The organism is Lysinibacillus sp. FW301-JW8, assembly GCF_058788755.1.
Genome location: NZ_JBYTBB010000031.1, coordinates 15,968 through 31,819 on the forward strand (window position 1 = coordinate 15,968; position 15,852 = coordinate 31,819).

Genomic DNA, 15,852 nt, shown 5'->3' on the forward strand with positions numbered 1-15,852 from the left:
GGTTTCATATTCTTTCGTAACTTTTTAGGGGAAATGGGGTTTTCGGATGGACATCTTTGACTTACGCTGGGACATAGTCTGGAACTACCGAGATATGTTTATACGTGGTATTGGCGTAACATTAATTTTGACACTCAGTGGTTATTTTGGTGGTATTTTTTTAGGATTATTTTTAGGGCTCGGAAAATTATCAACGAAAAAATGGATTTATTGGCCATGTAAGCTTTATGTTGATTTATTCCGTGGAACACCAATGCTAGTGCAAATTTTATTAATTCACTTAGCCGTAATACCTACGATTTTTGGACACTCTTTAGGTTATATGGTGTCAGGGATAACGGCACTTATTTTAAACTGTGCGGCCTATAATGCGGAAATCTTCCGTGCGGGCATTCAAAGTATTGCGAAAGGTCAGATGGAGGCAGCTCGATCACTTGGCTTAACACATAACCAAGCGATGAGAAAGGTCATTTTACCACAGGCATTTAGACGAATGATCCCACCTTTAGGGAATGAATTTATTGCGCTATTAAAGGATTCCTCATTAGTAACAGTTATTGCTGCTCCAGATATTTTATATGCAAGTAAAGTAGTAGCAGGAGCCAGCTTCCGTTTCTGGGAGCCTTACATTGTTGCAGCATTATTATATTTAGTTTTAACGTATGGTGTAACAAAAATTGTGACATTTATCGAGAAGCGATTCAGTAATAGCTATGTCCCTCGTAAGGCAGAAGGGCGGGAAGTACGATGATTAAAATTCAGAATTTACACAAATATTTTGGCAAGCTAGAAGTGTTAAAAGGTATTGATTATGAAATACAAGAAAAACAGGTAGTTTGTGTAATAGGACCATCTGGTTCAGGGAAAAGTACCTTTTTACGCTGCATTAATATGCTAGAAGAAGTGACTGATGGTGCCATTTATATTGAAAATGTGAAGATTAATGATCCTAAAACAAATATAAATGCAATACGTGCAGAGGTAGGCATGGTGTTTCAACAGTTCAATTTATTCCCGCACATGACGGTTATTGATAATGTGACAATGGCTCCTATGCAAATTCGTAAGATGAGTCGTGCCGACGCAGAAGCGTTAGGACATGAGCTTCTTAAGAAGGTTGGTTTAGATAGTAAGGCATATAACTATCCTGAACAGCTTTCAGGTGGTCAGCAGCAACGTGTAGCTATTGCTCGGGCTTTAGCAATGAAACCAAAAGCGATTTTATTTGATGAACCTACATCAGCACTTGATCCAGAAATGGTAAAAGAGGTGCTAGATGTAATGAAGAACTTAGCAGCTGAGGGAATGACAATGATTGTCGTTACACATGAAATGGGCTTTGCACGTGAGGTAGGCGATCGTGTGGTCTTTATGGATGGCGGCTATATTGTTGAAGAAGGAGCACCGGAGGAAATTTTCGGAAATCCTCGAAATGAACGAACAAAAGCATTTTTAGGAAAAGTTTTATAACTAATAATGAAAGCAGTCTCAGGTGATTTGTATCACATGTGAGACTGCTTTTTTTTAATGAAGAGGATTTGTAGTAGTACCGAATGAATCGAGTATTGTTCGCATATCCTGCTGTGAATATTGAGGCACTTGATAGTAGCCATGTTTATTTTGGTAAATAGATAATTCGTATGCCATTTCAATACAGTTGGGAATACTATCTGCAACAACACGACGAACTACAGGGTTTGTAGTCTCAGTTGCCGCAGCCGTCATACATTTTGCTGCACCTTTTTGAGCACCTAATAAGAAGCCAGAAATTGTTTCATCATTAATTTCATTTGCATTTTGCATTGGTTTTTTAGGTTGCCCAGGATTTAATCCATAAGTAAAGTTATTGCCTGTCTCCATTTGATAACGCCCAGTTGGAACAGATGGATCATGCCCAGTTTTAAATGATTCCACAATAGTGTTATACATTCCTAAAGTGAAGTTATATTGGCGATCCAAAATGTTAAGTAATTCTGGGTCCTTTACATGTGGACGTAAAATAATGGATTGATTCATACCAGCAATAATTTCGCCAAGTGTTTCATGCATGTCCATAACTTCATGTCCACCATGATTTAGGCTTTGTTGTTGGTTGAATGATGGTTGGTTAGCTGATTCGTTGTGAAATGATTGTGACAAAAAAAACGCCTCCTAAATGTTATTTTGTTGCAGTATTTAGTATGTCTATTTAGATATATTTCATACGGTATAAATCCATTGGCATATATATAGAATAGAGATGTTTTTTTGCAGCACATTAGAGGTAAAGAAAAGTAAGCATGTAAAGGAGGGAATACAATTTGAAAAAAGCTTTTGGACCTATAGGAATAATAATCATTATTTTAGTTTTACTAGCTTTATTATTTATTCCTAAATACAACAGCCTAGTAACAGCGGAAGAGAGCGTGGATTCAAAATGGGCTCAGGTTGAAAATCAGCTTCAGCGTCGCTATGATTTAATTCCGAATTTAGTGGAATCCGTGAAAGGGTATGCCAAACATGAGCAAGATATCATTTCTAGTATTTCTGAGGCGCGCTCACAAATGGGAAATGCACGTACTCCAGAGGAACAGGCAGTTGCGAATGATGCATTGAATGGCGCACTTAGTCGTTTGCTTGTAGTGGTAGAAAATTATCCAAATTTAAAGGCAGATGCTAATTTTCGACAATTGATGGATGAATTAGCTGGAACAGAAAACCGGCTAGCAGTTGCCCGTGAGGACTATAATAATGAAGTTCAGACCTTTAATAAAAATGTTAAACGTTTCCCAGGAAATTTAATTGCAGGCATGTTTGGCTTTGAGCAGAAGGAATATTTTAAAGCAGCTGCAGGCTCTGAAAAGGCGCCATCTATTGATTTCAGTAATTCAGGTAAGCAATAATGAAACGTTTTATTGTGCAATTTGCAATCGTTTGTTTCTCATTTTTTGTATTGATTAGAATGGCAGATGCAGCAATGCCCACTCCCATGAAAAATACGTATATTCATGATTTTGCTAATGTATTATCCTCTTCAGTTAAAGAAGAGCTTAATCATTATTCACAGCAGCTTGACAAAGGTACAGGTGCTGAAATAATGGTTGTCACAGTAGAATCCATTCATGGGCAGGAGCCGAAGATGTATGCGACTAAAATGATTCGCTCTTGGGGAATTGGCGATGCACAAAAAAATAACGGTGTTTTACTATTAGCAACATTTGGTCAGGGCGAAGGCAATAATGATGTCGTTATTGCGGTTGGTCAGGGGCTTGAAGGGGCATTGCCAGATGGTAAGCTTGGACGGATATTAGATACAGCGTTTTATCCAAATGCAAGTGCTGGTGACATTGATCAAGCATTTAAAGCAACGTATGCTGAAGTATTTCAAACTGTTGCAGAGGAGTACAATTGGGAGGGAGAGACACCTACAAATTCAGCTGAGGATAAAGAGATGCCAATATGGATGATTATTGTACTTGTTGTCATTGTACTTATTTTTTATTCCATTATTTCTAACGGTGGTGGAAGAGGACCTCGCTCAGGTGGCAGAGGAGGCTATCCAGGAGGATTTGGTGGTGGCTTTAGCAGCCGAGGCTCAGGCGGAGGTGGCTTTGGTGGATTTGGAGGAGGTTCATCAGCTGGTGGCGGGGCAAGTCGCAAATTTTAAACGATTAAAAAGTGAGCTGCTGGCAGTTCGCTTTTTTACTGGTTTAAAAGGAAATTATATTTAACTATTATCATTTATTGACAAAAACGCTAAAGTTGTTATAATTTTAATATATCGACAAACGATATAACGCACAATGATATAAGGAGGAATCATTTTGAAAAAAAGATTTTTATCGGCATCATTAGCGGTCATTTTAACGACTTCTGCTGTTTATCCAGTCACAATGCAAGAGGTTCGAGCTGCCAATGAAACTAGTCAACAAGTAGTAGGCCAAGAGGAAAGTGTAACGGCACAGGAATTTCTTAATTTAGCTGTAACAGCTTTAACCTTCCAGCATGGATCAGATTCTATGCGTCAGCAAATCATTGCAACGTGGGTAAAAGGTGAGGAATTAAAGGATTTAACCCTTGCTATTAAACGTGATGAAGCAGCACGTATTTTAGTAAGAGCTTTAAATAAAGAGGAAAAAGAAGCAACGCTTGCTGAGTACAAAGAAAAAGCAGCTAAGCTTGGATTATTTACAGGCCTTTTAATTAGTGATAATACGATTTCTAAGCAGGATGCAGTCAAAATTTTAAATAATGCTAAACAAGTGAAAAACGGTACTAATAACGAGGGCGTAAAGGAAATTTCTGTAGAAGACTTCATGAAAAGCCCAGGCAACTTTGGCTATCAGCTTTCGCCAGATGGTAACTATATAACGTTCTCATCAGCATGGGAAAATCGTTCTAATGTTTTTGTGAAAAAAATGGGTGATGATAGCGAGCCTGCCCGTGTATCAAGTTCAAAGGATCGAGATATAGCTGGTTCCTTCTGGAAGGATGATACATTATTATATGTTAAGGATAAAGGTGGAGATGAGAATTTCCATATCTACTCTACAACATTTAACGGGACAGAGGAAAAGGATTTAACGCCGTATCCAAATGTTACTGTAGGTTTATTGAGTGGTTTGCAGGGTGTTAAAGATGAAATTCTGATTATGATGAACAAAGAAGATGCGACAGTATTTGATGTGTACAAGCTTAATGTGAAGACTGGTAAAACAACACATGTTGCTAAAAACCCTGGCAATATCTCTAACTGGTTAGCAGATCGTGACGGAAATGTGCGTGTTGCGGTTGAATCAGATGGGGTAGTTGGGACTATTCTTTATCGTGATTCCGAAAAAGACGAATTTAAGCCATTTATTGAACTAGAAGCAGGGGATGAAGTAATGCCTCTTGCTTTCTCGAAGGATAATAAATATATTTATGCAACCTCTAATAAAGGAAGAGACAAAGTAGAAGTTGTTAAGTATGATCTAGAAGGCAAAGAAGAAGTCATTATGTCTAATAAAGAAGTAGACGTTGCAGGTGTACTATATAGTGCTGAGCAGGATAAACTATTATATGGTGCTTATATAACAGATAAACCACATTACCAATTCTTTGATGAGAACTTTGAAAAGCTATTCCGTAAAATACAAGATAAATTAGGAGTTCATGAAAGTGAATTAGGTATTAACGATTACAATAAGGAAATGACTAAATTTATTGTTAGTGTTTCTAGTGATACGGTTTTCGGAAAATATTATTACTATGATTCTCTAACAGATAAATTGACAGAATTGGCTACATTAAGCCCTTGGTTAAAATCTGAGGAACTATCTGAAATGCATCCAATTTCCTATAAGAGTAGAGATGGCTTAACAATTAATGGCTATCTGACTTTGCCAAAAAACAAAGAAGCTAAAAATCTACCGCTTATCGTTAATCCACATGGTGGTCCATGGGCACGTGATATGTGGGGCTTCAATCCAGAGGTGCAATTATTAGCAAACCGCGGATATGCTGTCTTACAGGTGAATTTCCGTTCTTCTACTGGTTATGGTAAGGAATTCCTGCAGGCTGGTAATAAACAGTGGGGTCTAAAAATTCAAGATGATATTACAGACGGCGTACAATGGGCAATTGACCAAGGTATTGCGGACCCTAAACGAATTGGCATTTACGGAGCATCATTTGGCGGATATGCTACTTTAGCAGGCATTACATTTACACCAGATTTATATGCAGCAGCAGTTGACTATGTAGGTGTATCGAATATCTTTACATTATTAAATACAATTCCTCCATATTGGGAAACAATGCGTGAAATGTTCTATGAGCGAGTAGGTCATCCAGAGAAGGATAAAGAGCTATTAACAGCTGCTTCTCCAGTTTTCCATGCGGATAAAATTAAAACACCACTATTCGTGGCACAAGGCGCTAATGATCCACGTGTAAACAAAGCAGAATCAGATCAAATTGTGGAAGCATTACGTGCTAGAGGTATCGACGTGGAGTACATGCTAAAAGAGAATGAAGGCCATGGCTTCCTTAATGAAGAAAACAAAGTCGAATTCTATAATGCGATGTTAAAATTCTTAGATAGTCATCTGAAAAAATAATAGAAAAAGAGACTGTGCATATTACTTGCGCAGTCTTTTTATGTGAGAAATATGGTTTATAAGAGCTGAATTTTATGGCTGGTCTTATTATATTTCTTGCTGTCAATCAATGTGATACAATGAGCCAGCGTTTCTACGCCAGTATGAATTTGATCATCTTCCACTTGAGAAATGCTTAGGCGAATTAGGTTTTCCTTTTTATATTCTGACAGGAACATTCTAGAGGCATCATCAACCAAAATCTGTTGTTCCTTTAACAAATGAACAATTTGCTTTGCTGCAACATGCTCTGGCAAGTAGATAGTAAGATAAAATCCGGATGATGGCTTTGTGTAAAGCGTGTTATTAGGTAGTAATAATTCACAAGCCTCCTGTAAGTGCTTCATCTTTCCAAAATAGAGTTCCTTTATTTTTTTATATGACTTTGAAACATTCCATTTTTTAAATAAATCTCAAGTGCACCCTGCGAAAGAATGGAACTATTAAAATCAGCAGTAAACTTGTAGCGTGAAAAATGGCTGCTCATTATTTTGGGAAGAATGATAGTGGCAATCCTTAAACCAGGGAGAAAAATCTTTGAAAAACTTTTTATATAAATAACTCTTCCAGAAGGATTGTATGAAAATAATGGATCAGATTTAGTGTTCGGATCAAGCTCCGCTAAAAAATCATCCTCAACTATATACACATCGTATTTTTCAGCCAATTCTACAATTTTCTTTTTCTCTTTATTTGTGTAGCTATGACCAAGTGGGTTTTGAAACCTTGGCACAATATAGAAAAACTTAATATCATTATTGCGAAAAATATACTCTAGACGTTCATAATCTATCCCATCCATAGATAAATCAATTCCAAAGGTAGTTATAGAATGCAAATTAGCTGATTCGATAAAACCAAAATAAGTAGGCTGTTCAATTAAAATATTATTTTTGCCATTTGGAAATGGCATGGACACTAATAAATTCAATGCTTGCTGTGAACCAGAGACAATAAATAATCTTTCTGGTTCGGTAAAGACCTGTAAGCTTTGTAAGTATTTTACCAACTGTACGCGCAAAGAGTAGAAGCCTTGTTGATCAGAATAAGTAAATAATTCTTCCTTATATGTATCAATTGCTTGATTGATACAGTGCTGAAAATCAATGTATGGCATGATGTTTTTATCGGGACCAGCAGATAAAAAATCGATGGTAGTTCTTCTATTGTCAAGTTGCTGAAATTCATTGACAACATAATAACCACTTTTTGGGATAGAGAATATTAAATGTTCTTTTTCCAATTCGTCATATGCTTTAATAACTGTGTTTTTGCTGCAGGAAAATTTCTCGGACAGTTGCCGGACTGAAGGAAGCTTGCTACCTGCTAGCAGATAACCATTCGCAAGCTGATTTTTAATGTCTTTAACAATTCCATTATATTTTGTATCCATAAAAATCCTCTCCTTATTCTGTACCAGGACAGATGCTAGAAAACTCTATTTCTTTTAACGATGGGTTCTCTTATTATGTATTATACCAGTACAGATGGGACAGTTTTGTACTTAACAATAAGGGGAGCTGATTGATTGTGCAAGAAAGTAGAAAAGAAAAAATGGGGATATTATTGGGTTTATTAGGGGTTATTTGTTTTAGTTTAACCTTACCTGCAACTAGTGTGGCTGTTGAATATTTTGGTACTACATTCGTTGGTTTAGGAAGAGCAGTAATTGCTTCAATTTTAGTTGCTATTATCTTGATTGCAAGAAAAGAAAAATTACCTAGTGCTCGTCAGTTTAAAAGCTTAGTAATTGTCTCTTTAGGTGCCGTGTTAGGATTTCCCCTCCTAACTTCTTGGGCAATGACTAGTTTGCCAGTATCTCATGGAGCGGTTGAGCTAACTCTGTTACCTTTAGCTACAGCAGGCTTTGCAATGATAAGAGCGGGGGAAATTCCATCTCGTAAATTTTGGCTGTCTAGTATAGCAGGTGCCCTAGCCGTAATCATTTATGCAATTTATCTTGGACTGGGACAGTTACATATTGCGGATTTAGCATTATTGGCTGCTGTCGTAATACTCGGGCTTAGTTATGCGGAGGGCGGCATGCTTGCACAAGAACTAGGTAGCTGGCAAGTGATTGCATGGGCCATTATTATTGCGGTTCCTTTTCTAATCATACCAGTATCTCTAAACGTTTCAGAAGAGATGTTACATGCACCTTTAAAAGCTTGGATTAGCTTTTTATATTTAGCGATTGTAAGTCAATTTCTAGCCTATGTAGCATGGTATGGTGGAATGGCAATGGACGGTATTTCTAGAGTTAGCCAAATACAATATTTACAGCCATTTTTAATGATTATTTTTGCAGCTTTATTTCTTCATGAATCGATTACAGTATTTACAATTGTTATTGCAATTGCTGTTGTGTTGTCCGTTATAATTGGCAAAAACTCTTCTATAGTAAAAAAAGACTCTGTATGAGTGTACGAAAAACTAGAGAAGCTTTATAGTATCTTAGTATATATGGTTGATTCGTTTTATAATAGTCTAAGGAGGTGCTGTAAAGTGAATGTGAAATTTTTTACACGGGCTAATTGTGGGCTTTGCGTGGAAGGTCTGTATACTTTAAAGCTTGTACAAGAGGACGTAGTTTTTCATTTCGATATCATTGATATTGAAGAAGATGAGGCAGTACATGAAAAATATATGTTAATGATTCCAGTAGTAGAAAAGGATGGGCAAGTGATACAATATGGTAATTTAGATTACGCAACATTGATGGAGCATTTGTCTTGCAAATGATTGTGTCATAGAATAAACAAATGAGCAGCAAATTGCACGCTTTACAAAAAAAGATACCCTTTATTTAAATTTCGCATTTCTCCTGCTAGATAAAATAGTGGCGAAGAAAGAGCGGAATTTTTTTATTTTATCTAGCAAAATCAATGTTAGTCCTCCTACTTGATGCTTGTTTAGAACGTTAACAATCTCACATTTCACAAATTGTTCAATGAAAGCGTTTTGAATTTGAACAGTTTGTGAAGACCTTCACATTTAGCTTTCTTTTTAAATAAATCGGAGTAGAATAGGGATCAAGAAAGAAATTGTTATAAAACAGTTAAAAAAGTATCACGATTTCTAGTGGTTGTTATATTACAAAAACAAATTCGAAGGGAGATTTTACAATGTGGGTTATTACAGTATTTGAGAAAAAGGATGTTCGTATTTTTGAATATACAAATAAAAATGAAGCAACAAAAGCTTTAGAAGGATTCAAGAAAAACGCCATTTTATCTTTTACAAAATAAGTCGACTAAGGTCTCATAACTATCTTAAAGTTATGAGGTCCTTTTTTTTTTCATAATTGGAAACTAACCAATATTAATTTTTTTCCAATTTCCATAGCATACACTTGCTCTTTAACTAAAAGCATATTATAATAAAACCATAAGTGGGACGTAAAATAATATAGTGGGATAAAAAACGACCCACTGTTATTGAAAAGGGAGTAGATAGATATGTTATCTGTACCTGAGGCACAGCAAAGGCTACTTCCAGAAATGTATCCGCTTCTTCAAACAAGATACCGTATTTTGCAGACAATCCAGCTATTGCAGCCTATTGGACGTCGAATACTTGCAGAATCACTAAAAATGACTGAACGGGAAATACGAAAAGAAACAGATATTTTACGTGAGCAAGGGTTATTAGATTCTCAAAAGTCGGGTATGGTATGTACAGATGATGGTGAAGTAGTAATAGAAAAATTAAGAACGCTCGTCTATGAATGGTCGGGACTTACCCAGTTAGCAAAATTACTGGAAAAGCATTTTGGTTTACAGCATGTGATTGTAGTACCAGGTGATTATAATGAGGACGATACGGTGTTAACCTTGCTTGGTAGGGAGGCAGCACAAGTATATATGTCCTCTAGTTTTGATGGTCAGGTGGTGGCTGTTACAGGTGGTAAATCTGTTGCATCACTCACACCATTTCTACATCCTGCAAATGCACAAAACATCACTTTTGTAGCTGCACGTGGTGGAATTGGACATGAAATGCAGATGCAAGCCAACACACTTGTTGCAACATTTGCCATGCAGATGGATGCGCAATATCGCACCTTGTTTTTACCTGAGCATTTAAGCGAGCAGGCATATCAAGCTATGCTAACTGAGCCAATGGTAACAGAAATGATGGATTATTATAAGCATGCAGATTGTGTTATTCATGGAATTGGTTCTGCGGAGGAAATGGCTTTAAGGCGGAACTCATCACCTGAGGATTTACGAATTCTCGAAGAAAAGGGTGCTGTGAGTGAAGCGTTTGGTTATTATTTTAATGATGCAGGTGAGATTGTTCATCGAATTCGTACAATTGGTATTCAGCTTGAGCAGGTTCAAGGTAGTAAGCAAGTAATTGCACTTGCTGCAGGTAAACAAAAAGTGAAGGCAATGCTATCGTATTTTAAGGTTGCGCCAAAGCAAACTATATTTATTACTGATGAGGCAGCTGCAAAAGCTATCGCTGAGGGTTTACCTTCTTTATAGAATAGTATTAGGTTTGAAAAAATAATTCTACTTCAGTGAGTGTTCTACACTTCTGGTTGAGAATAAAGCCAACTTGGCAAAATAATCATTTAAACATTATTGGAGGAATTGACAATGGCATTAAAATTAGCGATTAATGGATTTGGGCGTATTGGACGTTTAGTATTTCGTGAAGCAATGAAGCACGATGAATTCGAAGTAGTTGCAGTAAATGATTTAACAGATGCTGGTCAGCTTGCACATTTATTAAAATATGATTCAGTACACGGTATCTACGATGCTGAAGTTTATGCAGAAGGCGATTCTTTCATTGTGAATGGAAAAAATGTGAAAGTTTATGCTGAAAAAGATCCTACTCAATTACCATGGGGTGAACTTAGTGTAGATGTTGTACTTGAATGTACAGGTAAATTCCGCTCTATGGAAGAAGTGAGTAAGCATATTGAAGCAGGTGCTAAAAAGGCAATTCTTTCAGCACCAGCGAAGGGTGCAATGCCTACATTTGTAATGGGTGTAAACCATGAGGACTACAATCCTGAAACAGACGATGTTATTTCAAATGCTTCTTGTACAACGAACTGTTTAGCACCTGTTGCAAAAATATTGGATGAAAAATTCGGTATTGTCCGCGGTATGATGACAACAATTCACTCTTATACGAACGATCAACGTATTCTTGATTTCCCGCACTCTGATCCACGTCGTGCACGTGCAGGTGCTGTGTCAATGATTCCAACAACAACAGGGGCGGCTGTAGCAGTTTCAAAAGTTTTACCTCAATTAAAAGGTAAATTAGATGGCTTCTCTATGCGTGTGCCAACACCAAACGTTTCATGTGTTGATTTAGTAGTAGAACTAAAAGCAGATGTAACGAAAGAATCCATTAATGCGGCATTAAAAGATGCCTCAGAAAATGAACTTAAAGGTATTTTAGGCTACAATGAATTACCTTTAGTGTCTATTGACTACAACGGTAATCATGATTCTTCGACAGTAGACGGTCTTTCCACTATGGTATTAGAGAACAGCATGGTGAAGGTTCTAGCATGGTATGATAACGAAATTGGTTATTCGACTCGTTTAATGGACTTAGCTTTATATATTGCGGAAAAAGGATTCAATCGTAAATAAGCGTCATATTTCGAAAATAAAAGTAAAAAGTGTGACATAATACCGCTTTTTAGGTATAAAAAGTATAGCCTTTATAATATCGAAAAGATATAATATACAAGGGTAAAGAGAGTAAGGGATGTTTACCCCTTACTCTTTTTTTATCTAGATTCAGCAGACGTTCCAAACACCTGCTAAATCAAGATAAAGCTCCAGAAGAATGTCACGGATTTTGAAGGGAAGCTTTTCTTGCGAGCTCGAAAAAATCTCAACGCAAATACGCTGGGGCATAATTGATACAGAAATATAGCGTTGGATAGGTGCAAGGTTTAACTAAGGATCTTTCAAACAATTACGTATACAATTGCAAGACATAGAACGTGACTTTTGTTACTATAAAAGCAAGTAAAAGGGTACTTTATCAATAGCTGGTTACTTTAATGAAATCTAAGAGACATGCTATTTTATATCTTGATTCAGCGGGCGTTTGTACGCCCATTGAATCAAGATAAAGCTCCCGATCGCAATTACACTGGGACATTATTGACTAAAAATAGTGATTGTGAAGAATTGAGGAGCCAAGTTGGGTGATCCATGGAATTCACAAATTATAAACTTTGAAGGGGGTTTCTTCATGTTAAATAAGAAGACGATGAAAGATATTGAGGTAAAAGGGCAGCGCGTATTTGTACGTGTCGATTTTAATGTACCGATGGCGGATGGTGTGATTATGGATGATACACGTATTCGTGCAGCAATTCCAACAATTGAATATTTAGTGGAGCAAGGTGCTAAAGTAATCTTAGCCTCTCACTTGGGACGTCCAAAGGGTGAAATAAAAGAAGAAATGCGCCTAACGGCTGTAGGAGTTCGATTAGCTGAATTAATCGGTAAGCCTGTTACTAAATTGGATGAATCAATTGGTAAAGAGGTAGAGGAAGCTGTTGCAAACATGCAAGATGGTGACATTCTTTTACTAGAAAATGTACGTTTCCACGCTGGTGAAGAGAAAAACGACCCAGCACTTGCAGAAGCATTTGCAAAATTAGCGGATGTCTATGTCAATGATGCTTTTGGTGCAGCTCACCGTGCACACGCCTCAACAGAAGGTATTGCAAAGCATGTGCCAGCTGTTTCAGGTTTCCTGATGCAAAAGGAATTAGATGTATTAGGAAAAGCATTATCTAATCCTGAGCGCCCATTTACGGCCATTATCGGTGGTGCTAAAGTGAAGGATAAAATCGGTGTTATTGAAAGCTTACTGGAAAAGGTAGACCATTTAATTATTGGCGGGGGATTATCATTTACATTCATTAAAGCGCAAGGGCATGATATCGGCAAATCTTTATTGGAAGAAGACAAAATTGAGCTAGCTAAATCTTTTATTGACAAGGCGAAGGCAAAAGGCGTGCAATTACATATGCCGATTGATGCAGTTGTTGCAAATGAATTTTCAAAAGATGCAGAAACAAAAATTGTAGATGTAGACGCGATTCCAGCAGATTGGATGGGCTTAGATATTGGTCCAAAAACAGCAGCAAATTATGCAGAGGTCATTCAGAATTCTAAATTAATCATTTGGAATGGTCCTATGGGTGTCTTTGAAATGGATAAATTTGCAAACGGTACTAAAACTGTAGCTGAGGCAATGGCCGATACAGCAGGTTATACAGTAATTGGCGGTGGCGATTCAGCAGCTGCTGTTGAAAAATTTGAAGTAGCAGATAAGATGAATCACATTTCTACAGGCGGCGGTGCTTCATTAGAATTAATGGAAGGTAAAGAGCTTCCTGGAATTGTGGCTTTAAACGATAAATAAACTGTTGGAGGCAAAACGATGCGTAAACCAATTATTGCAGGTAACTGGAAAATGTATAAAACCTTTGAAGAGGCTATCCAGTTTGTCGATGCTATACAGGACAAACTTCCTTCAAATGACAAAGTAGATGCTGTTGTTTGCGCACCAGCACTTTACTTACCTACACTTGTGCAGGTTGCTAGTGAATCAGAGCTGGCAATTGGTGCACAAACAATGCATTATGAAAATGAAGGTGCGTTTACAGGGGAAATCAGCCCAAATCAGCTAGCTAGTGTACAAGTAGACTATGTTATTTTAGGGCACTCAGAACGTCGTGAATACTACAATGAAACAGATGAGGCCATTAATAAAAAGGTAGCAGCTGCACTAGCACATAACATCGTACCAATTATTTGCTGTGGAGAAACGCTCACAGAACGTGAAGCAGGAACGACTGAGCAAAAGGTTGCTAGTCAAATTAAAGCAGCACTTGCTGGATTTGGAGCACAAGAAGTGGAGCATATGGTCATTGCCTATGAGCCAATTTGGGCAATCGGTACAGGTAAAACAGCAACAGCTGAAGATGCAAATCAAGTATGTGGAGCTATCCGTGCGGTTGTGGAAGATTTATACAACGCTGAAACAGCGGCTGCTGTGCGTATTCAGTACGGTGGCAGTGTGAAGCCTGAAAATATCGCAGAATTATTATCAAAAGAGCATATTGATGGTGCCTTAGTTGGTGGTGCTAGCTTACAACCAGAATCATATTTAACATTATTGGAGGCGGCGGCAAATGCCTAAAAAGCCAGTAGCATTAATTATTTTAGATGGCTTTGCATTTCGTGATGAAACATTCGGAAATGCAGTAGCACAAGCAAATAAGCCTAATTTTGATCGTTATTGGAACCAGTATCCCCATGCTACATTAACGGCAGCAGGTGAAGCAGTAGGGTTACCAGAAGGTCAAATGGGAAACTCTGAAGTTGGACACTTAAATATCGGTGCTGGACGTATTGTTTATCAAAGCTTAACACGTTTAAATAAATCAATCCGTGAAGGAGACTTCTTTACGAGTAAAGCATTTTTGGATGCAATAGCACATGCTAAGGCTCATCAATCTAATCTTCATATTATGGGCTTACTTTCAGATGGTGGCGTACATAGCCATTATGAGCATATGTTTGCACTATTAAAGCTTGCAAAACAACAAGGCTTAGACGAAGTTTTTGTACATGGCTTCTTAGATGGTCGAGATGTTGGACCAACAACAGCATTAAGTTATATTGAAGAAACTGAAAAGCAAATGGCTGAAATTGGTGTAGGTCAATTTGCTTCTATTCATGGACGTTACTATGCAATGGACCGCGATAAACGATGGGATCGTGTAGCTCTAACTTACAATGTACTTGTTGATGGCGTTGGCCAAACGGCAGAAAGTGCAAAAAGTGGTGTAGCAGCATCCTATAAGCGTGAGGTAACAGATGAATTTGTGATTCCATTTAGTATTCAAGAGCAAAGTGAGCCAGTGGCAACAATTAATGATAATGACGCAGTGATTTTCTTTAATTTCCGTCCTGACCGTGCCATTCAATTGTCTAAAGTATTTACAAATAATGAATTTGATGGCTTTGCTTTATCAGCTAAGCATCCAAAGAATTTAAAATTTGTTTCCTTCACACACTATAGTGATGAAGCCCATACTCAGGTAGCCTATGAAAATGACAACCTAAAAAATACGATAGGTGAAGTGTTGGCCTCAAATGGTAAAACACAGCTACGAATTGCAGAAACAGAAAAATATCCGCATGTGACATTCTTTATGAGTGGTGGACGTGAGGAGAAATTTGAAGGGGAAGAACGTATTTTAATTGCATCCCCAAAGGTTGCGACATACGACTTAAAACCTGAAATGTCTGCCTATGAAGTGACAGAAGCCTTGCTTGCAGAAATTGCGGCTGAAAAATTTGATGGGATCATTCTTAATTTTGCTAACCCTGATATGGTTGGACATAGCGGAATGCTAGAGCCAACAATTAAAGCGATAGAAGCAGTCGATGAATGTCTAGGGAAAGTAGTAGATGCACTTCTTGCAAAAGGAGGAGCAGCTATTATTACAGCTGACCATGGTAATTCTGATGAAGTGCTGACTTTAGCAGGGGAGCCAATGACAGCTCATACAACAAATCCTGTTCCAGTAATTGTGACGAAACCGAATTTAGTTTTACGAAATGGTGGCATTTTAGCCGATTTAGCACCAACCATGTTAGAATTATTAGAGGTATCACAGCCTGCTGAAATGACAGGACAATCATTAATTGAAAAAGAGGAGAATTAA

14 protein-coding genes and 1 pseudogene are annotated in these 15,852 nt (G+C 37.5%); 13 read left to right on the plus strand and 2 right to left on the minus strand.

Annotated features, from left to right (window positions below; genetic code table 11):
• The first annotated feature begins 46 nt into the window (after positions 1 to 46).
• A complete protein-coding gene (locus AC3WOM_RS13685; RefSeq protein ID WP_492447270.1) occupies positions 47 to 751 on the plus strand; it encodes an amino acid ABC transporter permease in 705 nt (234 codons plus the stop codon).
• Positions 748 to 1,470 carry an amino acid ABC transporter ATP-binding protein gene (locus tag AC3WOM_RS13690; protein ID WP_427541171.1) on the plus strand — a complete coding sequence of 241 codons (723 nt, stop codon included), beginning with the start codon at positions 748 to 750 and terminating at the stop codon, positions 1,468 to 1,470. Before AC3WOM_RS13685 ends, AC3WOM_RS13690 begins: the two co-directional genes overlap by 4 nt.
• Positions 1,471 to 1,524: 54 nt before the next feature.
• Here AC3WOM_RS13690 and AC3WOM_RS13695 read toward each other — a convergent pair whose 3' ends face one another.
• Entirely contained in the window at positions 1,525 to 2,139 is a 615-nt protein-coding gene (locus AC3WOM_RS13695; RefSeq protein ID WP_427541174.1) for a spore coat protein, read from the minus strand.
• 161 nt (positions 2,140 to 2,300) lie between these two features.
• Here AC3WOM_RS13695 and AC3WOM_RS13700 point away from each other — a divergent pair, with 161 nt between their 5' ends.
• From AC3WOM_RS13700 to AC3WOM_RS13710, 3 genes are all read left to right on the plus strand, one after another.
• Positions 2,301 to 2,882: a LemA family protein gene (locus AC3WOM_RS13700; protein ID WP_427541177.1), complete on the plus strand. Its 582-nt coding sequence runs from the start codon at positions 2,301 to 2,303 to the stop codon at positions 2,880 to 2,882.
• Entirely contained in the window at positions 2,882 to 3,646 is a 765-nt protein-coding gene (locus AC3WOM_RS13705) for a TPM domain-containing protein (protein ID WP_492447271.1), read from the plus strand. The genes AC3WOM_RS13700 and AC3WOM_RS13705 overlap by 1 nt, the downstream gene beginning before the upstream one ends.
• Positions 3,647 to 3,803: 157 nt before the next feature.
• Complete coding sequence (locus tag AC3WOM_RS13710) at positions 3,804 to 6,080, plus strand: S9 family peptidase (protein WP_492447272.1); 2,277 nt, start codon at positions 3,804 to 3,806, stop codon at positions 6,078 to 6,080.
• A 56-nt stretch (positions 6,081 to 6,136) separates the two neighbouring features.
• Here the strand turns inward: AC3WOM_RS13710 and AC3WOM_RS13715 are convergent.
• A pseudogene (locus AC3WOM_RS13715) lies at positions 6,137 to 7,512 on the minus strand (aminotransferase-like domain-containing protein).
• Positions 7,513 to 7,673: 161 nt separating this feature from the next.
• Here AC3WOM_RS13715 and AC3WOM_RS13720 point away from each other — a divergent pair.
• The 8 genes from AC3WOM_RS13720 (at position 7,674) to gpmI (ending at position 15,852) form a co-directional block, all read left to right on the plus strand.
• Positions 7,674 to 8,540: a DMT family transporter gene (locus tag AC3WOM_RS13720; RefSeq protein WP_492447293.1), complete on the plus strand. Its 867-nt coding sequence runs from the start codon at positions 7,674 to 7,676 to the stop codon at positions 8,538 to 8,540.
• 84 nt (positions 8,541 to 8,624) lie between these two features.
• A complete protein-coding gene (locus AC3WOM_RS13725) occupies positions 8,625 to 8,861 on the plus strand; it encodes a glutaredoxin family protein (RefSeq protein ID WP_427541189.1) in 237 nt (78 codons plus the stop codon).
• A 383-nt stretch (positions 8,862 to 9,244) separates the two neighbouring features.
• A complete protein-coding gene (locus tag AC3WOM_RS13730) occupies positions 9,245 to 9,367 on the plus strand; it encodes a hypothetical protein (protein WP_427541192.1) in 123 nt (40 codons plus the stop codon).
• A 210-nt stretch (positions 9,368 to 9,577) separates the two neighbouring features.
• The gene (locus tag AC3WOM_RS13735; RefSeq protein WP_427541195.1) at positions 9,578 to 10,609 is read left to right on the plus strand and encodes a sugar-binding transcriptional regulator; all 1,032 of its coding nucleotides are present in this window, start codon (positions 9,578 to 9,580) and stop codon (positions 10,607 to 10,609) included.
• Positions 10,610 to 10,723: 114 nt separating this feature from the next.
• Positions 10,724 to 11,740: a type I glyceraldehyde-3-phosphate dehydrogenase gene (gene gap / locus AC3WOM_RS13740; RefSeq protein ID WP_427541198.1), complete on the plus strand. Its 1,017-nt coding sequence runs from the start codon at positions 10,724 to 10,726 to the stop codon at positions 11,738 to 11,740.
• A gap of 613 nt (positions 11,741 to 12,353) precedes the next feature.
• The gene (locus AC3WOM_RS13745) at positions 12,354 to 13,538 is read left to right on the plus strand and encodes a phosphoglycerate kinase (RefSeq protein WP_427541201.1); all 1,185 of its coding nucleotides are present in this window, start codon (positions 12,354 to 12,356) and stop codon (positions 13,536 to 13,538) included.
• A gap of 18 nt (positions 13,539 to 13,556) precedes the next feature.
• The gene (gene tpiA, locus AC3WOM_RS13750; protein WP_492447273.1) at positions 13,557 to 14,318 is read left to right on the plus strand and encodes a triose-phosphate isomerase; all 762 of its coding nucleotides are present in this window, start codon (positions 13,557 to 13,559) and stop codon (positions 14,316 to 14,318) included.
• Positions 14,311 to 15,852: a 2,3-bisphosphoglycerate-independent phosphoglycerate mutase gene (gene gpmI / locus AC3WOM_RS13755; protein WP_492447274.1), complete on the plus strand. Its 1,542-nt coding sequence runs from the start codon at positions 14,311 to 14,313 to the stop codon at positions 15,850 to 15,852. The genes tpiA and gpmI overlap by 8 nt, the downstream gene beginning before the upstream one ends.